Raw genomic sequence first — 22584 nt, 5'->3', positions numbered from 1 at the left:
TTATTCTATTCTTATTTATTCTTGATTTGTACTCTCGTCATTATTGTTTTCAATTTCCGTGCCATTCTCAATTCCATCTATGTTTTCAATATCTTCTTCATCTTCATGAGGCACTTTTGCAACTGCTGCAATTGAATCGTTATCTTTAATATTTATTAGTTTTACACCTTGGGTTGCACGTCCCATAACACGAAGGTCTTCAACGGCTAAACGAATTGTAATACCAGATTTATTGATAATCATTAAATCATCTTCATCAGTTACATTTTTAATAGCAACTAAATTTCCTGTTTTTTCGGTAATACTAATTGTTTTTACTCCTTTACCTCCACGGTTAGTAATTCTATAATCTTCTATGCTAGATTGTTTTCCATAACCATTTTCAGAAACTACTAAAATATTACTATTCACATCATCAACAGCAATCATTCCAATAACTTCGTCTTTTTTATTAGCCAATCTAATTCCTCTAACACCCGAAGCATTTCTACCCATTGGTCTTGTTTTCTCTTCTTCAAAACGAATTGCTTTACCTGACTTAACCGCTAACATTATTTGACTGTTACCATTGGTTAATTTTGCTTCTAACAACTCATCTCCATCTTTAATTGTAATAGCATTAATACCATTTGTTCTAGGACGTGAATATTGCTCTAATGGAGTTTTCTTAACTTGTCCTTTTTTAGTAGCCATTATAATGTAATGACTATTTACAAATTCTTCATCTTTTAAATCTTCGGTTACTAAGAAAGCTTTTACTTTATCGTCTTGTTCAAGATTTATTAAATTTATAAGTGCTCTACCTTTAGAATTTTTACCTCCTTCCGGAATTTCATAAACACGCATCCAAAATACTTTACCTTTTTGTGTAAAGAATAACATATATTGGTGGTTTGTACCTACAAATAAATGTTCTAAGAAATCTTCATTTCTGGTTGCAACACCTTTTTGACCGCGTCCACCTCTATTTTGAACTTTATACTCATCTAAATTAGTACGTTTTACATAACCTGCATGAGAAATTGTAACTACTACATTAGAATTTGGAATCATATCTTCAATAGATAAATCTCCACCAGCATATTCAATTACTGATCTACGCTCATCACCATATTTATCTTTTACAGCAATTAATTCTTCTTTAATTATTTCGTAACGTCTTGGCTCATTTGCTAAAATATCTTTTAAATCGATAATTAGCTTCATAATTTCTTCATATTCCGCACGTAACTTATCCTGTTCTAAACCAGTAAGTTGACGTAAACGCATTTCAACAATAGCTCTTGCTTGAATTTCTGTTAATTCAAAACGCTCCATTAAACTCTCACGCGCTTCATCTGCATTTGATGATGCTCTAATAATTTTTATTACCTCATCAATATTATCGCTGGCAATAATTAAACCTTCTAAAATGTGCGCTCTTGCTTCTGCTTTTTTAAGTTCAAATTCAGTTCTTCTAACAATTACTTCATGTCTGTGTTCAACAAAATAATGTATTAATTGTTTTAAGTTTAATTGTTGCGGTCTTCCTTTTACTAATGCAATGTTATTTACACTAAAAGATGTTTGTAAAGCTGTGTATTTAAACAGTTTATTTAAAACAATATTTGGAATTGCATCACGCTTTAAAATATACACAACACGCATTCCATTTCTATCCGATTCATCACGAATATTTGCAATACCTTCTAATTTTTTTTCGTTAACTAAATCGGCAGTTTTTTTAATCATTTCCGCCTTGTTAACTTGATATGGTATTTCGGTAACAATAATACACTCACGTCCTTGAACTTCTTCAATAGTTGCTTTTGCACGTATTACAATTCTTCCTCTACCTGTCTCAAAAGCTTCTTTTACACCATCGTACCCATAGATAATTCCACCTGTAGGAAAATCTGGTGCTTTAATATGCTTCATTAATTCAGAAATTTCAATTTCTCTATTATCAATGTATGCTAAAGTTCCATTAATAACTTCTGTTAAATTGTGAGGCGCCATATTTGTAGCCATTCCAACGGCAATTCCAGATGCTCCATTCACTAAAAGGTTTGGAATACGTGTTGGTAAAACGGTAGGCTCATTTAAAGTATCATCAAAGTTTAATTTGTGATCTACGGTATCTTTTTCAATATCAGAAAGCATATCTTCTGATATTTTTTGCATACGAACCTCTGTATAACGCATAGCTGCCGGACTGTCACCATCAACAGAACCGAAGTTCCCTTGACCATCAACCATCATATAACGAACGCTCCAATTTTGTGCCATACGAACCATAGAGTCATAAACCGAAGTATCACCATGTGGGTGATATTTACCTAAAACTTCCCCTACAACTCTTGCAGATTTTTTGTACGAACCTGTAGCTTTAATTCCTAATTCGTGCATACCAAATAATACCCTTCTGTGAACTGGTTTTAAACCATCTCGTACATCTGGTAAAGCTCTTGAAACTATTACGGACATTGAATAATCAATGTACGCCGATTTCATTTCATCTTCTATATTAATTGGTATCAGTTTTTCTCCGTCTGCCATATATTTTTAATTTATTTTTAGTATCATAATTTAACGTAGCAATATACACTTTTTCATTTTTTTATAAGTCATAAAAGATGTTGTTTTTTTAATTTTTATCAACAATAAAACACACTCTTAAACACTTATTAAACAATTGGTTATCAATAATTTTAATACCTAAAAAAATGTTAAAAAATCAAATTAATAAAAAGTGGGCTTGTTTTTGTGCATAAAAAAGAAAAAAATCAGTTAATTTTACCATATAAACATAAAGAAATGGACGATAATTTTTCACCAAAAGTAAAAGATGTGATTGCTTATAGCAAAGAAGAGGCCTTGCGTTTAGGACACGATTTTATAGGTACAGAACACCTTATGTTAGGAATTTTAAGAAAAGGAGAAGGTAAAGCAATAGATATATTAAATTATTTAGAAATAAATTTAGAGCATTTAAGAAAAAAAATTGAAAGCTTAAGTCCTACAAATCCTTCAAGTGTATTTTCTAATGAAAAGAAAAATTTACACCTAACCAGACAAGCAGAAAAAGCATTAAAAACTACGTTTTTAGAAGCTAAACTATACCAAAGTGAAGCTGTGAATACAGCACATTTATTACTTTGTATTTTACGCAATGAGAACGATCCAACAACAAAGCTTATGCAAAATTTTGACGCATCATACGAAGATGTAAAAAACGTATTTAAACAACTATTTTTTGATGGAGAAATTAATTCTCCAAAAGCGGAAAATCCTTCAGATGATGATTTCGATTCACCAAAATCAAACCCATTTGAACAATCTAAACCTGGAGAGAAAACTCCTTTAAAGAAGTCTAAAACACCTGTTTTAGATAATTTTGGGCGCGATTTAACGCGTTTAGCCGAAGAAGGGAACTTAGACCCTGTAGTTGGAAGAAAAAAAGAAATAGAACGTGTTTCTCAAATTTTAAGTAGAAGAAAAAAGAACAATCCAATGCTTATTGGTGAACCTGGTGTTGGTAAATCTGCCATTGCAGAAGGTTTAGCATTGCGCATTATTCAGCGTAAGGTTTCCAGAATTCTTTTTAATAAACGCATTGTGTCTTTAGACTTAGCCAGTTTAGTTGCTGGTACAAAATACAGAGGTCAGTTTGAAGAACGTATGAAAGCACTAATGAATGAATTAGAAAAAAATGATGATATTATTTTATTTATTGATGAAATTCATACCATTGTTGGTGCAGGTGGTGCAACTGGTTCTTTAGATGCTTCAAATATGTTAAAACCAGCTTTAGCAAGAGGCGAAATTCAATGTATTGGAGCAACTACCCTAGATGAATTTAGAACAAATATTGAAAAAGATGGAGCCTTAGAACGTAGATTTCAAAAAGTATTAGTTGAACCAACTAGTGTAGAAGAAACCATTCAAATTTTAAATAATATTAAAGATAAATACGAAGATCATCACAACGTAACATATACTGATGATGCCATTAAAGCTTGTGTAAAGTTAACAAGCAGATATATGACTGATCGTTTTTTACCAGACAAAGCAATTGATGCTTTAGATGAAGCGGGATCTAGAATACATATCACTAATATTATTGTACCTAAAGAAGTTTTAAATCTTGAAGCTCAGTTAGAAAAAATAAAAGAAGATAAAACTGCTGCAGTAAATGGGCAAAAATATGAAGAAGCTGCAAGACTAAGAGATGATGAAAAACGTGTGGAAGCTTTATTGCAAACAGAACAAAAAAAATGGGAAGAAGCCTCTAAACTAAATAGAGAAATAGTTACCGAAGACAATGTTGCAGAAGTAGTTTCTATGATGACAGGAATTCCTGTTAATAGAGTTGCGGAAGCAGAAACAAACAGACTGCATGAACTTCCTAATTTAATTAAAGGAAAAGTAATTGGACAAGATGATGCTGTATCTAAGGTTGTAAAAGCTATTCAACGTAATAGAGTTGGCTTAAAAGATCCTAACAAACCAATTGGTTCGTTTATATTTTTAGGTCAAACTGGTGTTGGAAAAACGCAATTAGCAAAAGTATTGGCTCGTGAATTATTTGATACCGAGGAAGCATTGGTTAGAATTGATATGAGCGAATATATGGAGAAATTTGCCATTTCTCGTTTAATTGGTGCGCCTCCAGGATATGTTGGATACGAAGAAGGTGGACAATTAACCGAAAAAATAAGACGTAAACCTTATGCGGTGGTTTTATTAGATGAAATTGAAAAAGCGCATCCTGACGTATTTAATATGTTATTGCAAATTTTAGATGATGGACATATTACAGATAGTTTAGGTAGAAGAATTGATTTTAGAAACACTATTATAATTATGACTTCCAATATTGGTTCTCGTCAATTAAAAGATTTTGGAGCTGGCGTTGGATTTGGAACTGCTTCAAAAGCAGCACAAGCAGATGCCAATGCTAAAAGTGTTATTGAAAATGCACTTAAAAAATCTTTTGCACCAGAGTTTTTAAATAGAATTGATGATGTAATTGTATTTAACGCCTTAGAACGTGAAGATATTCATTCAATTATTGATATTGAATTGAAAAAATTAGTAACACGTATTGAAGATTTAGGATACAAATTAAACTTAACTAAAGAAGCTAAAGATTATATTGCTGATAAAGGATTTGACAAACAATATGGAGCCAGACCGTTAAAACGTGCAATTCAAAAATATATTGAAGATGCTTTGGCTGAAGAAATTGTTAATTCTGCATTAAAAGAAGGCGATACAATAAATATGGATTTAGATTCAGAAAAAAATGAACTTACCATTAAAATTAACAAAGGAAAAGGCAAAGATAAAGTAGAATAAATTATTTATTCCTTTTATTAAAAAACTGATTAAAATTTTAAATTTTAGTCAGTTTTTTTTTTATGAAATTAATTTAAAAATTTACTTTTTAAAAATCCAAAACCATACCCTGTAAATTGAATGAGCGTAGTTAAAATACTTAAAAAAGCAACTGTAATACTATTATTTTTAATATATGCATCAACAAAAATAATTGTAAAGTATGCCGCATAAAAACTAATAAATAAATAAAAACTTAAGAATGCCCAAAATATAGAAAATAGCAATCCGATAATAAAAATACTAGGAAACCAATATGTAATTTTTGCAGTTTCTGGATATTTTCTATTTAAAACAGGTCGTCCTTTTCCAAAAGCAAAAGTTTGCTTAAAAAATTGTTTAAATGTGGCTCTTCTTTTATGATATACAAACGCATTTTCAATAAATTGAGTTTCAAATTTATGCTCCCAAAGTCTAAAGGATAAATCAATATCCTCACCTATTTTCATAGTGCTAAATCCTTTAGTTATTTCAAATGCTTTTTTTGATAATCCAAAGTTAAAACTTCTTGGTTGAAATTTATCCACAGCTTTTTTGCTTCCTCTAATTCCACCAGTTGTATAGAACGATGTCATACTATAATTTATAGCTTTTTGAATATTGGTAAAGGAAATATGAGCTGCATCAGCTCCACCAAACGCATCGGTAAAATTATTGCTTAACACCTTTTCAACTTCCTCTAAATAAGGAGCTGGAATAATACAATCCGAATCAAATATTATAAAATAATTTCCTTTAGCTTTTTGCATTCCAAAATTTCGGCTTGCCCCTGCTCCACTGTTTTCTTTAAAAAAATAGTTGATATTTAATACCTCAGAATAGTGTTTTACAACCTCATCTGATTTTTGTGTAGAACCATCTTCAACAATAACAATTTCAAAAGCCTTTTTATAGGTTTGTTTTGTTAAACTCTCTAACAACTCCTTAATTTCTTGAGGTCTGTTATAAACAGGAATAATAATGGAAAATTCTAAATTCACTTAATCTAATTAAAAGACAAATTTACATTTTTTAAAATGAAATAAACTTTCTAAATAGTATCCTTTTTTAATAGTTTAAACTATTTATTTCCTTTGCAAAAAAAAAAGAAGAAACATAAAAGCCGGCTATAAAATAAATTTTCATAATTCTAATTTTATATAATAAGCTACTATTTTAGGTTCAGCATAACGCATTTTAAACCAATCTTTAAAAACGGTATAAAAAAAAGCGAAGATAAAATTATCTTCGCTTTTTAATGTTAAAGTAAAAGTTACAAATTGTATAATCTGTAATTATTACAATTATTTTTTATCCATAAAACCTTGCATAATATTTTGGCTGATTCCCATATTAGAGAAACCACCATCATGAAATAGGTTTTGAAGCGTTACTTTTTTAGTTAAATCAGAAAACATTGTAATAGTGTAATCTGCACATTCTAAAGCTGTTGCATTTCCTAAAGGCGACATTTCTTCTGCATAATTAATAAATCCGTCAAAACCTTTCACACCATTTCCTGCTGTTGTTGGAGTTGGAGATTGAGAAATTGTATTTACACGTACTTTACTTTGTTTACCAAAGAAATAACCAAAACTACGTGCAATAGATTCTAAATATGCCTTATTATCAGCCATATCATTATAATCAGGAAAAACACGTTGAGCTGCCATATAAGACAAAGCCACAATACTTCCCCACTCATTCATTGCGTTTGAGTTGTACAAAACAGACATAACTTTATGAAAAGAAACGGCAGAAACATCCCAACCTTTATGTGTAAAGTCGTAATTTTGACTTGTATAATGATTTCCTTTACGAACGTTCATAGACATTCCAATTGAATGCAATACAAAATCTATTTTTCCTCCTAAAATTTCCATAGATTTATCTACCAAATTTTGAAGATCCTCAACTGATGTTGCATCTGCAGCAATTACTTGCGAACCTGTTTTTGCAGCAAGTTCATTTATAGTTCCCATTCTCATGGCAATTGGAGCGTTTGACAATACAAATTGTGCTCCTTCTTCGTGAGCTCTTTCAGCAACTTTCCAAGCAATAGAATTTGAATCTAAAGCTCCAAAAATAATTCCCTTTTTCCCTTTAAGTAGGTTGTACATATAATTGGTTGTTTGTTAATTATAATTTTCAGTGGCAAATATAGTAAATTCTTAGTTTAATAACTGCTTTGCATGTTCAATTGCAGTAGAAGTAATATTTTTACCACCTAACATTTCTGCAATTTCATTAACGCGCTCATTTTCAGTTAGTTTTTTCAACTGAGTTACTATATTATTATCTATATCTTCTTTATAAACTTTATAATGTTGTTTGCCTTTTGCAGCAATTTGAGGTAAATGTGTAATTGTAATCACCTGCATATTATCGCTCATTTGCTGCATAATATCTGCCATTTTTTGCGAAACATCTCCAGAAACACCTGTGTCAATTTCATCAAAAATAATGGTTGGTAACTTTAAATATTCCGATAAAATTGCTTTTACGGTTAACATAATTCTAGACATTTCACCTCCAGAAGCTACTTTTTTAAGTTCTCCAAAATTAGCGCCTTTATTTGCTGAAATAAGTAATTGCAATTCATCTTTACCGTTTTGATAATATTGATTGCTATGCTTAATTTTAATTGAAAAACGAGTGTTTTCCATTCCTAAATTTGCTAAGGATGTTTCTAACTTTTCAATTAATACTGGAATTGCTTTTTCTCTTTCAACAAAAATAGTTTTTGCTAAAACATCTATTTTTTCAGCAACTTCTTTAACTTCTTTTTCTTTTGCTTTAATTGTAGATGAAGAATTTTGAACTGCATCAACTTTTACCGATAACGCTTCTTGTATTTCTAATAATTCAGCAATTGTTTGTACGTTATGCTTTTTTTGAAGGTTATAAATAAGTTGTAACCTATCATTTAATTTTTCTAATTCTGAAGCGTCAAAATCTACGTTTTCATTTAAATTTTCAATTTCTGAGGCAATATCATCAAATTCAATTTTAACAGCTAAAGCTCTATCATATAACTCTTTATATTCAGGAGAATAGCTAGTAATTTTGTTTAAATTTTGAGTAAAAGCAATTAGTAAAGATTGTACGCCAACTTCTTCATTTAAGCCAATTGCTTGAGCTTCGGAAAGATTTAACTTAATTTCTTCAATATTATTTAATTTATCTAAACTCTGCTCAATAACTTCTTGCTCATCAACAACAAATTTTGCCAGGTTTAATTCATTAAATAAATGTAAATTATATTCGTATTGCTCCTTTGCAACTTCTTGATCTTTTTTTAGCTTATTTAATTCCTTATTTAATTTATTAAACAATACCAAACCTCTTTTGTACGATTCAATTTTTGCGGAATTTTTAGCCAATGCATCTATTATATGAAACTGAAAATTTACATCAGCCAATTCTAAAGTTTGGTGTTGCGAATGTACATCTATTAACAATTCACTTAACCCTAATAAAATTTGTAAGGTGGTTGGAGTATCATTTATAAAAGCTCTGGATTTACCATTTGGTAAAATTTCTCTTCTTATAATTGTCTCCTTTTCAAAATCAATATCATTTTCAGCAAAAAAAGATTCTAGCTTGTAATTTCCAATTGAAAACTGCGCTTCAATTATACACTTAGTTGTAGTATCTTTTAACGTGCCTGAATCGGCTCTTTTTCCTAATACTAATCCTAATGCACCTAATAAAATAGATTTACCAGCCCCAGTTTCACCGGTTATAATAGATAAATTATCTTTAAAATTAACTGAAAGACTTTCAATTAACGCATAATTTTTTATAGAAAGATTTGTAAGCACTTGTTTTTAAATTTTTAAGCAATTTACTTAATTTCTTCCCACTTTGAAGCATTCAATGGTGAAATTTTCAACAAGTTTTCCTTCAATTTAGAAGTATCATATCTTGGACCGTCAGAAAAAATATTTGTAATTTCATCTGCTTTTGCATCCATAAAAACACGTAGTAAAAAAGCATTAGGTCTGGAATCATACATAGATTTTAAAACTAAAATAGATTCGCCAATATTTTCTTTTGCTTTTTTAGCCTGGCTACTCATAATATCTAAACCATCTCTATGGTATTGATACATTACGTTTCTAAATTTACTATACGTAGGAGATAAAATATTATCTATTAGCGTAAACCTAGTTTTGGTCCCATCGTTCTGATTCCAACCAACATAACCACTTTGTTGTGCTTGAGATAGCACATTTTGTGCCATAGAAAAATAACCTGTTCCACCATTTAAAGCAAATGTATCTGCATCCATTCCTAAAATAATATAGTTGTAAAACGATATAACTGAAACTAAATTAGATTCGAATGAGTTTTGGTTAAATTGTATATTTTCATATTCTGTATATTGAAATGAAAAATTATCGTCTTTAAAATTAAAAACTGGTGATAAATAACTTGAATTAAATACCGGGCGCGAAGACTGAATTTGAATATGACCTTTAAAATCATTTCCAGATTGCTCTAAAATTGTAATTGTATAATTACAACTAATACGTTCTTGAGGTTTAAAATTAAAACTTGACCATTGTTTTAAATTTACAAATTCGTTTAATGATGATTCTAAGGTTTTAAAAATATTTTTATTAGAACCTGGAATTTTATCAGCATTTATACTAATTGTGCAATTTAATTCTTGTGCATTTAACTGCATTACCGAAAATAAAACAACAATAATTTTAATAACCCTTAACATTATACCCTTAATTTAATATATGATTAAATATATCTGATGCTACTTCTGCTTTAGATTTTAAACTAAATTCAGAAATTTTTTCAAATTTATCTAGTATTGTTATTTTATTTGTTTCTTTTTTAAAACCCGCTCCCTTGTCATTTAAAGAGTTTAGAACTATTAAGTCTAAATTCTTTTTCTTTAATTTACTTTTAGCGTTTTCAATTTCATTTTCGGTTTCTAAAGCAAAACCAATTAAATATTGATCTTTTTTATTGGCTCCTAAAGATGATAAAATATCATGTGTTTTTACCAATTCTATTGAAATAGTATCGGTAGATTTTTTAATTTTATTCTCAGCAATATTTTTTGGTTTATAATCTGCCACAGCTGCTGAACATATTGCTATATTACAAGTTTTATAGTACTTATGTACTTCATTGTACATATCTTCTGCACTTACAACATCTATTCTATGAATTAAATTATTGGAAACTTTTTCATTAGAAGGTCCGGTAATTAAATAAACTTCTGCACCTAAATTTGCTGCAGTTTTAGCCAATTCAAACCCCATTTTTCCTGATGAATGATTTCCTATAAAACGAACCGGATCAATAGCTTCGTATGTTGGACCAGCAGTTATTACCACTTTTTTTTGATAAAGAGGCAATCCTTTTATAAGGTCATTTTCAATAAATAACACTATATTTTCGGGTTCTTCCATTCTTCCTTCACCTTCTAAACCACTTGCTAGAAAACCTGTTGAAGGTGGAATAAAAGTATTTCCGAAGCTTTGTAATTTTTCTATACTTTGCTTAGTTGTTGGATGTTTATACATATCCAAATCCATTGCTGGCGCAAAATACACCTTACTTTTTGCCGATAAATAGGTAGCTAATAATAAATTATCGCAAACACCATTAGCCATTTTAGATAAGGTATTTGCTGTAGCTGGAGCAACAACCATTAAATCGGCCCATAAACCTAATTCTACGTGGCTATTCCATTCTTCCGTTTCATTATCTCCTTTTTCAAAAAAAGTTGAATATACTGGATTTTGGGAAAGTGTTGCTAATGTTAAAGGAGTTACAAAATCTTTAGAAGCAGGTGTCATAACTACTTTAACGTTTGCACCTGCTTTTATAAAAAGTCTGACCAAATGGGCAGTTTTATAAGCAGCAATACCAGCAGTTACTCCTAATAGTATGTTTTTACCGCTTAAAACTGACATTTATTTTTGTGTTTCTTCAGGGTTTCTATAGTATACTTTACCTTCTAACCATTCTTGTACTGCAATTGCAGTTGGTTTTGGTAATTTTTCGTAAAATTTTGAAACCTCTATTTGTTCTTTGTTTTCAAAAACTTCATCTAAACTATCCGTATATGTAGCAAACTCTTCTAATTTTTCAATTAGTTCATTTTTTAAATCACCACTAATTTGCTCGGCTCTTTTAGCTATAATTGTAATAGCTTCATAAATATTATCTGTTTGAGCTTCAATCTTATTTTTATCATAAGTAATTGTAGAAGTTGCTGCTTTTGTGTTTTTATATTCCATTAGTTTGAGTTTTTATAACCGATAAAGAGTTTTGCTCTTCATTTAAATTAATTAATAATTGTTCCGTTTCTTTTAAATATTCAGAGTTTGGAAAATTCCTTTTAAATTTTTCGTGCGCTTTTATAGCATCTTTTATTCTTTGCTCTTTTTTAATAAAAAAACTATTTACTGCTAATTCATAAGAAGATTTAAATTTTAAATAGTACGCATCTTCTTTGTATGATGTTCCTAAATAATCCTCTAATAAATTGTCAAATGCCTGAATAGCAGAAATATAATCTTCTGTATGATAGTATTGTTTTGCTATTTCAAAAGATTTTGTTTCTAATTTAAATGTTAATTCCTTTATATTTTTATTGGCATCTGTAGAATGTTCAGAATCTGGAAATTTATATAAGAAATTTTGTAATGCATTTATAGCTTCATTAGTATCTTTTTGATCTAAGCTATAAACTGGAGAAGCTAAATAGTAGCTATGTGCTGAAAGATATGAGGCTTCTTCTAATTTAGAACTTTTAGGGTAATTTTTCACAAATTTATCAAAATAATAGGCAGCTAAACTATATTGTTGCGTATTATAATGTGCTTGTGCCACCATATATTGTATACGTTCCATTTGAGGTTTACCTCTGTAACTTGGCGTGATTTTTTCGAATAATTGAATAGCTTTACTGTACTTTTGAGCTTCGTATAGTTCTGTTGCCATTTTATACTGGTCTTCTACTGTACCTTTATTCAATACTTTTTGGTATTCACTACAAGACGTAATGCTTATAGCGACTAATAAAATGAAACTTAAAATTTTATTTTTTTGCATTTGGCAAAATTAGTTATTTATTATGGATTATTAAAATGATTTTTTTACTTCAATAATCCACAAAAATAACTCGCTTTTACATTATATATTGCTTAAGAATCTTAATTGTTTGTTAATTGTTATGCGCCTGGCATTACAGAACTAACAACTGTAAGTTGTTTTATATCATTATCAAATAAATATAAACCACCTTTATCATCTCCAATTAAGTTTATTTTATCTAAAATTGTACGTGCTTGTGCTTCTTCTTCTATTTGTTCAGCAACATACCATTGTAAAAAGTTATGTGTTGCATAATCCTTATCTTCTAATGATATATGAACCAATTCATTAATACTTTGAGATACAAAAACTTCGTGTTTAAACAATGTTTTAAACATTTCTTTTATAGATCCAAATTCAGAAGCTGGTTTACTTAATTCAGAAACAACTGCGCTACCACCTCTTTCATTTATATATTTAAACATTTTTAACATATGCATACGTTCTTCATCAGATTGTCCGTACATAAACTGGGAAATTCCTTCCAATCCTTTTCCTTCTGCCCAAGAAGCCATTGCTAAATATATTTGTGACGATTCCGCTTCAATTTTAATTTGATTGTTTAGCGCTTTTTGCATTCTTTCTGATAACATATCTTTAAAGTTTTAAAATGATTAAAAAAATTGATTAGTAATTAATTACAAAGTTATTAATTTTTTGTTGTAAATCATCTGAAGCTTCCACTAAAGGTAAACGAACATTTTCTGAACAAACATTTAAGGCTTTTAACATTGCTTTTATACCTGACGGATTACATTCTTCAAAAATATAATCTATACTATCCATTATTTTAAATTGTAAGGCATTGGCTTTTTCAATATTACCATTTAACCCAAGCTGAATCATTTCTGAAAAATCTTTTGGTAAACCTTGCGCTATTACCGAAATTACACCAGAACCACCAGCCAACGTTATAGGTAAAGCAATCATATCATCACCCGAAATTACCATAAAGTTTTTTGGTTTATGTTGTAATATTCGCATTGCCTGCACCATATCTCCAGCAGCTTCTTTTATGGCAACAATATTCTCAAAATCGTTTGCTAAACGTAAAATTGTTTTTGGTTCAAAATTACGACCTGTTCTTCCTGGTACGTTATATAAAATTATTGGTAAAGGACTTGCTTCTGAAATAGCTTTAAAATGTTGATATATACCTTCTTGAGATGGTTTATTATAGTATGGAGATACTGAAAGTATTGCACAAAAAGCAGACAAATCGGTGGATTTAATTTCGTTTACAACTGCCATTGTATTATTTCCTCCAATTCCAATTACTAGTGGCAATCTTCCATTATTTGCCTCAATTACTGTTTTTTTAACTTGCTCTTTTTCTTGCAATGTTAATGTTGCAGGTTCTCCTGTAGTACCTAAAACTACTAAGTAATTTACACCATTATCTATTTGGAAATTTACCAACCGTTTTAATCCTTCAAAATCTACCGATTTATCATTATTAAATGGCGTTACCAACGCTACTCCAGTTCCTAATAATTCCTTCATTATAACTTCTTTAAAATCTTTAAATATTTTATTAACTCGTTGTGAAATATACTTAATTCTTCTGGCTCACACTTAACAATAAAATTGTACAAATGTTTGTTTAAATGGCCAAAACCAACTCTAAAAGCAACTTTACAATGCAAACTTAATAAGTTCACATATACCGAGTCAACTTTACTATAGTTTATTAACAAATCGTATTTTTTTGTTAAAATATTTTCTATTTTATTTAAAGGTACAGTTCCGTTCCAACCAAAATCTTTTGCAAAAATAATTCCTTTTCCTTTTTGGTCTTTCTTGGCTTTTTGCTGAAATATAATTGTATCTATAGTAACTTTAGGTAGCTTAAAAAGTTCAAACAGTTCTTTTTCAATTGTTTCCTTTTCTAACTCGCTGTTTACAATAATAAGCACATTACTTATACTTCCTTCTGAGTCAATACTTGACTTTTCAAGAAGTTCTTGCCAATTTTTTCTAAAAAAAATTTGATTGCTTTTTCGTTTAAATCCTGTAAAAATCATCTATATTTACGATTGATTGACAAAATTAATTAAAATCATTAGTATATCAACAATGAAAAAATTTATTATTTACATTTTTATAATTTACATAGCCGCAAGTTGTAAAAGTGACCCGCCTTTTATAACAAAAATTGAAGGGAAACAACTTCCTATTACTGAAGCAATTAAACCTAAAAAAGAAATTGAAGACTTTATAAAACCTTATAAAGAAAGTGTTGATAAAGAAATGAATAATGTACTAAGTTATACCCCTATTAATTTAGTTAGAACAGACGGTGAATTAGAAAGTTCTTTAGGAAATTTAATGGCTGATTTATGTTATTTAAAGGGAAATCCGATTTTTAACAGTAGAACAGGTAAAAATATTGACTTTGCAATGTTTAATTATGGTGGAATTAGAGCTGGAATTACGCAAGGAAATATTACAACACAAAACGCTTTTAATTTAATGCCTTTTGAAAATAGTTTGGTAGTTTTAGAGCTTACTTCAAAAAATATTGAAGAGTTAATAAACTATTTAATTACCGAAAACAAAGCGCATCCGCTTTCTAAACAATTTAATTTAGTAATTACTAAAAAAGGTTACACCTTAAAAATTAACAATAAACCTTTAGATAAAAACAAAACTTATTTTGTACTAACTTCAGATTATTTACAAAATGGTGGTGATAATATGAATTTTTTCAAAAATTCTGTTAGCAGTTATAATTTAGACTACAAAGTAAGAAATGTAATAATAGATTATTTTAAAGAAAATGATACCATTAAAGTTTCTTTAGATGGAAGATTTATGAAAGAAAAATAAGATTATGAAAAGAAGAAATTTTATTAAAAAAACAAGTGCAGCAACAGCCTTATTAACCTTAGGTGGTTTACCATTACAATCATTTACATCATCTTATAAAAAGCACATTACAATATTACATACCAATGATGTTCACAGCCACATAGAACCTTTTGAAAGTACTCATTATAAATATCCAAACCTTGGTGGAATAGCTAGAAGAGCTACATTGGTTGATAACATTAGAAAAGAAAACCCGCATACATTATTATTAGATGCTGGAGATATTTTTCAAGGAACGCCTTATTTTAATTTTTATGGTGGTGAGTTAGAATTTAAACTAATGAGTATGTTGCAATATGATGCAGCAACCATTGGAAATCATGATTTTGATAACGGAATTGAAGGATTATATGCACAGCTTCCTCACGCAAAATTTGATTTTCTTTCAGCCAATTACGATTTTAAAAATACCGTATTAGACACTCACATAAAACCGTATAAAGTTTTTATTAAAAACGATATAAAAATTGGAGTTTTTGGTTTAGGTATTGAGTTAAAAGGCTTAGTTGATCCAAGAATGTATAAAGAAACTGTTTATAAAGATCCGGTTGAAACCGCACGTGAAATGAGCAGAATTTTAAATGAAGAAGAAAATTGCGATTTAATAATTTGCCTATCGCATTTAGGATATCATTACAAAAAAGAAGAAAATAAAATAAGCGACCTAGAATTAGCAGCAAAAACTAAAGATATTGACTTAATTATTGGTGGCCACACTCACACTTTTTTACCAAAGCCAACAGTAACTAAAAATATTGTTGGTGAAAATGTGCTTGTAAACCAAGTTGGTTGTTATGGTTTAAATTTAGGTAGAATAGATTTTTATTTTGACGACGATAAAAATATTGAAAGTAAAGGAAAAAGTATAATTGTATAAATAAATATAAAATAAACAATGCGCATAGAGCAAGATTTAAAATTAGGATTTAAAGATGTAATGATTCGTCCAAAACGTTCAACCTTAAGTTCTAGATCACAAGTAACTTTAGATAGAACTTTTTCTTTTTTACACAGCAATCATCAATGGACAGGCGTTCCTATTATGGCTGCAAATATGGATACCGTTGGTACTTTTGAAATGGCAACCGCCCTTGCAAACCATAAATTATTTACTGCAATTCACAAACATTATTCATTAAAAGAATGGAATACTTTTATGGCTACTGCACCAAAAGAAATTTCAGACCATATAGCAGTTAGCACAGGAACTGGTGCAGATGATTCAAAAAAAATTGCCGCAATTTTTAGTAAAAACCCTCAATTAAAATTTATTTGTATTGATGTTGCTAATGGCTATTCTGAACATTTTGTAAACTTTGTAAAAAAAACAAGAGATCAATACCCCAATAAAGTAATTTTAGCTGGAAACGTTGTAACAGGTGAAATGGTTGAAGAACTATTATTAGCTGGTGCAGATATTATTAAAGTTGGCATTGGACCAGGTTCTGTTTGCACAACACGCGTAAAAACTGGTGTTGGTTATCCGCAACTCTCTGCAATTATAGAATGTGCCGATGCTGCTCACGGATTGGGTGGACAAATAGTTTCTGATGGTGGATGCAAAGTTCCTGGTGATATTGCAAAAGCTTTTGGAGGTGGCGCAGATTTTGTAATGTTAGGTGGAATGTTAGCCGGACATACTGAAAGCGGTGGAAAAACTATTGAAATTAATGGTGAAAAATTTAAACAATTTTATGGAATGAGTTCAGAAACCGCTATGAACAAACACGTTGGTGGCGTTGCTGAATATAGAGCTTCTGAAGGTAAAACGGTTGAAATTCCATACAGAGGTTCTGTTGAAAATTCTCTGCAAGATATTTTAGGCGGATTGCGATCTACTTGTACTTATGTTGGTGCAAATAGATTAAAAGAATTAACAAAAAGAACCACATTTATTAGAGTTCAAGAACAACATAACGAGGTGTTTTCTAAATAATTTTGTAGTTAAATGATATGCTAAACTTTTTAAAAATAATTGTATTTCTAATTTTATTTATAAGCTGTAATAGTACAACTGTAAAAGATAAAGAATCTAAAATAAATTCTGAACAAGAGAACACAATTGTTTTAAAAGATACCACACCCAAAGTTACCGGTATTGGCGGAATCTTTTTTAGATCTAAAAATCCAAAAGAACTAAATGAATGGTACGGTAAAAATTTAGGTTTAGCAATAGATGATTATGGATCGCCTTTTGAATTTAGAAACGCTAATAATCCAAAAGATATTAACTATTTAAGATGGAGTCCTTTTGATGAAAAGTCAGATTTTATTGCGCCTTCTGATAAAGATTTTATGATAAATTATCGTGTTCAAAATATAGAAGGTTTAGTTCGAAACCTTAAAAAGAACGGCGTTAAAATTTTAGATTCAATTCAAGAATATGAATACGGAAAATTTGTTCATCTTATAGATTTAGAAGGAACTAAAATTGAACTATGGGAACCCGTTGATAGTTTTTTTGCCAAAATGGGAGGTCCAACAACAAAATAAACTTAAGCTAAACTCATGTAATTTTAAAAAACTTTCTCGACCAATTGAGAAAGTTTTTTTCATGAAAAAACACATCCTATTAATTTTTAGAATCGTAATTTCAGTAGTATTACTACAAACACTTCGTTTTAAATTTACCGCGCATCCAGATAGTGTTTATATATTTTCTACCGTTGGATTAGAACCTTTTGGAAGAATCTCAATAGGTATTTTAGAACTATGTGCTGCTTTATTAATTCTATTTCCAAAAACAATTTGGGTTGGAGCTTTATTAACGTTTGGAATTATTAGCGGAGCAATTTTAATGCACATAACAATTTTAGGGATAGAAATTAATAATGATAACGGATTATTATTTTATACGGCCTTACTCGTATTTATTTTAAGTGGAATAGTAACTTGGACTCAAAGAAAAAAAATTCCTTTAGTTAATAAACTTTTCCCCTATAAATACTTAAAGGGAAATAATATAGAAACCTAAATTATAACCCAACAAAAAAAAACAATTTAACTTTATTTATTTAAAAATTATATTAATTCCAAGTTGGTAAAATACACTTTTGGTTAAGTTTTTTTAATAGTGGTTGAATTCCATTAATTAAACTTTGCTGCATTACTTTAGAATTGTCTTTATGGCATTGTAAACAAGCTCCAACTAGTAATAATTGTTGTTGTTCTTTTACTGTAAAAGGTCTAAAATCTGTTCTAGTTGAATTTACAACACCCTTTTTAACAGGTTTTAAAAATGGAACCCAAGCATCTTCAGGCAAATTATCATTCGGATTTTGGGCATATTCAGGTGTAAACTCCCAAGTTCCTTTTCCTGCTTTAATTATATAATTCAATTCTCCTTTTCCATAACCTAAAGTTGCCGCATTTGAATGGCAACTTTTGCAATCTCTTGCTTTTGAAATAGTTGTATGCGGCGAATTTGGCGCATATAATCTATGAAAAGAAACATCTTCGCCTATTCTTTTCCCGGCATAACTTCCTTTATCAATAGTTAAAATCATTCCAGGAACTGCAGGCTCAATATGCTTTCCTTCGGAGTTCTCTCTAACTCCCATAGCTGGCAATGACGAAGAAAATTCTGCGACATGTTCCTTCCACTGTCCTTTTACAAACTTTTTATCTAATAAATCAAAAGCACGAGTTTCATTTTTATCAAACTGATTATGGCAACCAATACAACGCGAAGTCCACGAAGAATGGCACGTAGCACAACTTACATTTTTATGCGCATTATCTCTCGAACAAACTTCGGATTGAGGATTTATTTTGTGTATTTTTCCATCTTTTTTACCAATTAAAAAAGCATTTCCTGCAGAATCCAAATATGTATTTACCAATGGATGTCCATCTTTTTTAACAGCAATTATTTGTTTATCAGAATGTTTGTAATCTCTATGTAAAAAAACCAATAAACTTTCTGCATCTAACTTACTATACGGAATTGTATTTGGCTTTCCTTTAAAATGACAATCGGCACATTGTAATTTTACCGCTTGCTCTTCGTGGGTATATTTTTTTCCATCACCCATTACTTCATGAGATGAATGACAATCTACACATAATAAACCTTTTGCATGATGCACATCTTCTTCTATAAACTTATAAATACGTAAATCTTCAAAAGTTTTATAACCTTTTTTACCTTTAATAGCTTCTTCATCCATTAATGTTTCTTGCCAACCCTCATAATTGGTTGAAATTCTACTAGATCGACTATGACAACCAAAACAATGCTCATCTTTTACAAAAATATTAGTAGCCGGATGAAAAGTAGGCAAAGTTTTTTTACCTGAATTTAAATAGATTTCTAATTCCTTTTTAGCATCTTCACTATAATTTAAATGGCACGCATTACAACCTCCTCCTCTACTTAATTGTGTAATATGTCCAAATTCTTTTTTCTCAGCACCTAAATGGCAATTGGCACATAAATCTCTTAAATGCTTATCAGATGCAGAATTCTTAATTAATTTAATATGATATTGATGATTAGGAGAATCTGCCTCTCCAAAAATATATTTATCAACAGCTACAATACCGCTATTGGTTGTCATTAATGAATTTTCAATTTTTGATAGTTCATTAGGGTGACATTTTCCACAGGTTTCTTTGGCATCCGCTAAATTTCCAGGAATTAAAATCATTCCTTTATGAGATTCCTCTTTATCATTAGAAGCGGTATTTCCTAAATGACAACTTGCACAGCCAATTAATTCGGGATTATGGTAAGAAGAATATCCTTTTGTATCTGTATGACAACTTAAACATGATTCTTTAGTTGAGTTCTCAATTTTAACATAATCTTTAGTTTCATCACTATTAATTTGAGATCCTTCTTTTATCCAAATAAACAGGAAAATAATTATTATAAAAATAATTCCTAAAAAATACCAATGTCCACTTTTTTTCATGTAAAAATTGTAATGTTTTACAAATTTACATGATTTTAAATAGCAACAATAATTAAGATTTTCAGCTAAGTATTCTGTAACATATTTCCTCTCAGTTATTTATGTGTTTTACGTTACTTTTGTTACATATATTTTATTGATTACCAAACATTTAATGTAACTAATGTTACTAGACGGAAAACGCATTTGATGACTTTTATCATACATTAAACTTTGTTCAGTAAATATCTTTACATCTATAATAAATAATTAAACTTATGACTACTTCAAGAAGAAAATTTATAAAAATTTCTGCTTTAGGTTTGGGAGGTGTAGCAGCAACTACAACAGCACTAAAAATGTTTGGTGCCAGTTCTTATTTAGATGAATTAGTAAAAGAAAATGTTGCTAAAACCTTTAAAAGAACAGCCACTTATTGCGAAGTTTGTTTTTGGAAGTGCGCCGCTTGGACTTATACAGACGAAGAAGGTTCAATTAAAAAAATTATTGGTAATGAAAATGATTCACATTGCTACGGACGCTTGTGCCCAAGAGGAACAGGTGGCGTTGGAATGTATAATGATGAAGACCGATTAAAAACACCTTTAATTAGAACCACAATTAACGGAGAAGAAACATTTAAAGAAGCAAGCTGGGAAGAAGCACTAGATTTAATTGCAACTAAATTTAAAACAATTAAAGAAACCCATGGTGCAGAATCTATTGCTTTATTAAAACATGGTGCTCCTGGAAAACATTTAGAGCATTTATTCCAAGCATTTGGTTCAGAAACAGTTGCTGAACCTGCTTACGCACAGTGTAGAGGTGCACGTGAAACAGGATTTAGTTTAACTTTTGGATCTTGGATAGGATCACCAGAACCAACCGATATTAGAGATACTAAATGTTTGGTATTAATTGGTTCACACATTGGTGAGAACATGCACAATAGTCAAGTACAAGAAATGTCTGATGCTATTGATAATGGCGCTACAATTATAACTGTAGATCCACGTTTTTCCACTGCAGCAAGTAAATCTAAATACTGGCTAGCAATTAAACCTGCAACAGATATAGCTTTAATGTTATCTTGGATGAACGTTTTAATTAATGAGAATCTTTACGACAAAGCATATATTGAAAAATACGCTATGGGTTTTAATGAATTAAAAGACCATGTAAGTACATTTACTCCAGAATGGGCCTATGGAATTACAGGAATTAAACCCGATGAAATTAGAAAAACTGCCAGAGAAATGGCAGATGCCTCTCCATCTGTAATTGTTCATCCTGGACGTCATGTAAGTTGGTACGGAGATGATTCTCAAAGAGCAAGAGCAATGGCTATTTTAAATGCTTTATTGGGATCTTGGGGACGTAGAGGTGGATTCTATTTTAAAGAAAGTATAAAAGTTCCAGAGTTTCCTTCACCAGAATATCCACATCCAAAATGGACTTGGAAAGAAATTGGGGCTAAATATCCTTTAGCACAAATGGGAATCACATCAGAAGTAATAAAAGCTTCTATTCCAAACCCAGAAAACAAATACCCAGTAAAAGCTTGGTTAGTAGCAGGTACTAATATTACAAAGTCAATTCCACAAAGAAAACTACTTGAAGAAGCAATGGATGCGTTAGATTTTATGGTAGTTATAGATACAATGCCTATGGATGTTACAGGTTATGCCGATGTTGTTTTACCTGAATGTACTTATTTAGAACGTTTTGATGAAATTAGATCTGCAACCAATAGAGAACCTTCTATTGCTGTAAGATTTCCTGCTGTAGCTCCTAAATACGATTCTAAACCATCTTGGTGGATTGCCAAAGAAATTGGAGAAAGAATGGGTGTTGGTGCTTATTTTAATTATACAGATTATAAAGAAGTAATTGAATGGCAATTACAACAAATGGGAACTTCATTTGAAGAAATGGAAAAAATTGGGGTTAAAAATTTTCCGCGAAAATCTGGCCCAATGTATTTAAATGAAAATGCGCCTTATGAATTTCCAACAAACAGTGGTAAAATTGAATTATACTCAAATGAGTTAAAAAACTTAGGTTTTGATCCAATGCCAAAGTATACAAAACACCCAGAACCAGAACAAGGTTATTACAGATTAAATTACGGTAGAGCTCCAATGCACACCTTTAGTAGAACTGCAAACAACCCTAATTTAAACGATTTAAAAAGTGAAAATAACTTGTGGGTAAACCCTAAAGTATCTAAAATTCTTGGTTTAAAAACTGGTCAAGAAGTATGGTTAAAAAATCAAGATGACATTATTTCTACCTTTTCTATAAAAGTGAGAGTTACGGAAAGAGTTCG

The 22584-nt window shown here is 30.1% G+C and carries 19 protein-coding genes; 7 read left to right on the top strand and 12 right to left on the bottom strand.

The window, feature by feature from the left end; translation table 11 throughout:
- Nucleotides 1–15: 15 nt before the first annotated feature.
- Entirely contained in the window at nt 16–2538 is a 2523-nt protein-coding gene (gyrA, locus tag ABY298_RS05575; protein WP_372745022.1) for a DNA gyrase subunit A, read from the bottom strand.
- 258 nt (nt 2539–2796) lie between these two features.
- Between gyrA and ABY298_RS05570 the strand changes: the two genes are divergently transcribed.
- Entirely contained in the window at nt 2797–5340 is a 2544-nt protein-coding gene (locus ABY298_RS05570) for an ATP-dependent Clp protease ATP-binding subunit (RefSeq protein ID WP_372745028.1), read from the top strand.
- 68 nt (nt 5341–5408) lie between these two features.
- Here ABY298_RS05570 and ABY298_RS05565 read toward each other — a convergent pair whose 3' ends face one another.
- The 10 genes from ABY298_RS05565 to ABY298_RS05520 form a co-directional block, all read right to left on the bottom strand.
- On the bottom strand, nt 5409–6359 hold the full coding sequence (locus tag ABY298_RS05565; protein WP_372745021.1) for a glycosyltransferase family 2 protein: 951 nt from the start codon (nt 6357–6359) through the stop codon (nt 5409–5411).
- 303 nt (nt 6360–6662) lie between these two features.
- Complete coding sequence (locus ABY298_RS05560; RefSeq protein ID WP_372745020.1) at nt 6663–7478, bottom strand: enoyl-ACP reductase; 816 nt, start codon at nt 7476–7478, stop codon at nt 6663–6665.
- A gap of 51 nt (nt 7479–7529) precedes the next feature.
- Complete coding sequence (gene recN / locus ABY298_RS05555) at nt 7530–9182, bottom strand: DNA repair protein RecN (RefSeq protein ID WP_372745019.1); 1653 nt, start codon at nt 9180–9182, stop codon at nt 7530–7532.
- A gap of 23 nt (nt 9183–9205) precedes the next feature.
- Nucleotides 9206–10093: a DUF4835 family protein gene (locus tag ABY298_RS05550; protein ID WP_372745018.1), complete on the bottom strand. Its 888-nt coding sequence runs from the start codon at nt 10091–10093 to the stop codon at nt 9206–9208.
- Between the two features lie 7 nt (nt 10094–10100).
- Nucleotides 10101–11303: a bifunctional phosphopantothenoylcysteine decarboxylase/phosphopantothenate--cysteine ligase CoaBC gene (gene coaBC, locus ABY298_RS05545; RefSeq protein WP_372745017.1), complete on the bottom strand. Its 1203-nt coding sequence runs from the start codon at nt 11301–11303 to the stop codon at nt 10101–10103.
- Complete coding sequence (locus ABY298_RS05540; protein ID WP_372745016.1) at nt 11304–11630, bottom strand: DNA-directed RNA polymerase subunit omega; 327 nt, start codon at nt 11628–11630, stop codon at nt 11304–11306.
- On the bottom strand, nt 11620–12447 hold the full coding sequence (locus tag ABY298_RS05535) for an outer membrane protein assembly factor BamD (RefSeq protein ID WP_372745015.1): 828 nt from the start codon (nt 12445–12447) through the stop codon (nt 11620–11622). Before ABY298_RS05535 ends, ABY298_RS05540 begins: the two co-directional genes overlap by 11 nt.
- 119 nt (nt 12448–12566) lie before the next feature.
- Nucleotides 12567–13082: a ferritin gene (locus tag ABY298_RS05530; RefSeq protein ID WP_372745014.1), complete on the bottom strand. Its 516-nt coding sequence runs from the start codon at nt 13080–13082 to the stop codon at nt 12567–12569.
- Nucleotides 13083–13116: 34 nt separating this feature from the next.
- On the bottom strand, nt 13117–13992 hold the full coding sequence (gene dapA, locus ABY298_RS05525) for a 4-hydroxy-tetrahydrodipicolinate synthase (RefSeq protein WP_372745013.1): 876 nt from the start codon (nt 13990–13992) through the stop codon (nt 13117–13119).
- Complete coding sequence (locus ABY298_RS05520) at nt 13992–14513, bottom strand: hypothetical protein (protein WP_372745012.1); 522 nt, start codon at nt 14511–14513, stop codon at nt 13992–13994. The genes dapA and ABY298_RS05520 overlap by 1 nt, the downstream gene beginning before the upstream one ends.
- A gap of 52 nt (nt 14514–14565) precedes the next feature.
- Between ABY298_RS05520 and ABY298_RS05515 the strand changes: the two genes are divergently transcribed.
- The 5 genes from ABY298_RS05515 (at nt 14566) to ABY298_RS05495 (ending at nt 18334) form a co-directional block, all read left to right on the top strand.
- Nucleotides 14566–15318, top strand: a complete 753-nt coding sequence (locus ABY298_RS05515; RefSeq protein ID WP_372745011.1) for a 5'-nucleotidase C-terminal domain-containing protein — start codon at nt 14566–14568, stop codon at nt 15316–15318.
- 4 nt (nt 15319–15322) lie between these two features.
- A complete protein-coding gene (locus ABY298_RS05510; RefSeq protein ID WP_372745010.1) occupies nt 15323–16237 on the top strand; it encodes a bifunctional UDP-sugar hydrolase/5'-nucleotidase in 915 nt (304 codons plus the stop codon).
- An 18-nt stretch (nt 16238–16255) separates the two neighbouring features.
- Entirely contained in the window at nt 16256–17296 is a 1041-nt protein-coding gene (locus tag ABY298_RS05505) for a GMP reductase (protein WP_372745009.1), read from the top strand.
- A gap of 17 nt (nt 17297–17313) precedes the next feature.
- Nucleotides 17314–17853, top strand: a complete 540-nt coding sequence (locus tag ABY298_RS05500) for a VOC family protein (RefSeq protein ID WP_372745008.1) — start codon at nt 17314–17316, stop codon at nt 17851–17853.
- 61 nt (nt 17854–17914) lie between these two features.
- Nucleotides 17915–18334: a DoxX family protein gene (locus tag ABY298_RS05495; RefSeq protein ID WP_372745007.1), complete on the top strand. Its 420-nt coding sequence runs from the start codon at nt 17915–17917 to the stop codon at nt 18332–18334.
- A 52-nt stretch (nt 18335–18386) separates the two neighbouring features.
- On the opposite strand, the gene ABY298_RS05490 is transcribed toward ABY298_RS05495, so the two are convergent.
- Nucleotides 18387–20276, bottom strand: coding sequence for a hypothetical protein (locus ABY298_RS05490; protein ID WP_372745006.1), 1890 nt, complete (start codon nt 20274–20276; stop codon nt 18387–18389).
- Nucleotides 20277–20533: 257 nt separating this feature from the next.
- Between ABY298_RS05490 and ABY298_RS05485 the strand changes: the two genes are divergently transcribed.
- A partial coding sequence (locus ABY298_RS05485; RefSeq protein ID WP_372745005.1) for a molybdopterin-dependent oxidoreductase occupies nt 20534–22584 on the top strand: 2051 nt, incomplete at its 3' end.

It is taken from the genome of Lutibacter sp. (assembly GCF_041596795.1).
Taxonomy (GTDB): Bacteria; Bacteroidota; Bacteroidia; order Flavobacteriales; family Flavobacteriaceae; genus Lutibacter.
This window is presented reverse-complemented; position numbering and strand designations above follow the sequence as displayed.

Bases quoted from the DNA above. Each gene is read 5' to 3' on its own strand.
- ABY298_RS05490 (WP_372745006.1), bottom strand. From the start codon at position 20,276: ATGAAAAAAAGTGGACATTGGTATTTTTTAGGAATTATTTTTATAATA.
- ABY298_RS05510 (WP_372745010.1), top strand. From the start codon at position 15,323: ATGAAAAGAAGAAATTTTATTAAAAAAACAAGTGCAGCAACAGCCTTA.
- ABY298_RS05500 (WP_372745008.1), top strand. From the start codon at position 17,314: ATGCTAAACTTTTTAAAAATAATTGTATTTCTAATTTTATTTATAAGC.
- gyrA (WP_372745022.1), bottom strand. From the start codon at position 2,538: ATGGCAGACGGAGAAAAACTGATACCAATTAATATAGAAGATGAAATG.
- ABY298_RS05550 (WP_372745018.1), bottom strand. From the start codon at position 10,093: ATGTTAAGGGTTATTAAAATTATTGTTGTTTTATTTTCGGTAATGCAG.
- ABY298_RS05560 (WP_372745020.1), bottom strand. From the start codon at position 7,478: ATGTACAACCTACTTAAAGGGAAAAAGGGAATTATTTTTGGAGCTTTA.
- dapA (WP_372745013.1), bottom strand. From the start codon at position 13,992: ATGAAGGAATTATTAGGAACTGGAGTAGCGTTGGTAACGCCATTTAAT.
- ABY298_RS05495 (WP_372745007.1), top strand. From the start codon at position 17,915: ATGAAAAAACACATCCTATTAATTTTTAGAATCGTAATTTCAGTAGTA.
- ABY298_RS05515 (WP_372745011.1), top strand. From the start codon at position 14,566: ATGAAAAAATTTATTATTTACATTTTTATAATTTACATAGCCGCAAGT.
- ABY298_RS05530 (WP_372745014.1), bottom strand. From the start codon at position 13,082: ATGTTATCAGAAAGAATGCAAAAAGCGCTAAACAATCAAATTAAAATT.
- ABY298_RS05535 (WP_372745015.1), bottom strand. From the start codon at position 12,447: ATGCAAAAAAATAAAATTTTAAGTTTCATTTTATTAGTCGCTATAAGC.
- ABY298_RS05570 (WP_372745028.1), top strand. From the start codon at position 2,797: ATGGACGATAATTTTTCACCAAAAGTAAAAGATGTGATTGCTTATAGC.
- ABY298_RS05540 (WP_372745016.1), bottom strand. From the start codon at position 11,630: ATGGAATATAAAAACACAAAAGCAGCAACTTCTACAATTACTTATGAT.
- coaBC (WP_372745017.1), bottom strand. From the start codon at position 11,303: ATGTCAGTTTTAAGCGGTAAAAACATACTATTAGGAGTAACTGCTGGT.
- ABY298_RS05520 (WP_372745012.1), bottom strand. From the start codon at position 14,513: ATGATTTTTACAGGATTTAAACGAAAAAGCAATCAAATTTTTTTTAGA.
- ABY298_RS05505 (WP_372745009.1), top strand. From the start codon at position 16,256: ATGCGCATAGAGCAAGATTTAAAATTAGGATTTAAAGATGTAATGATT.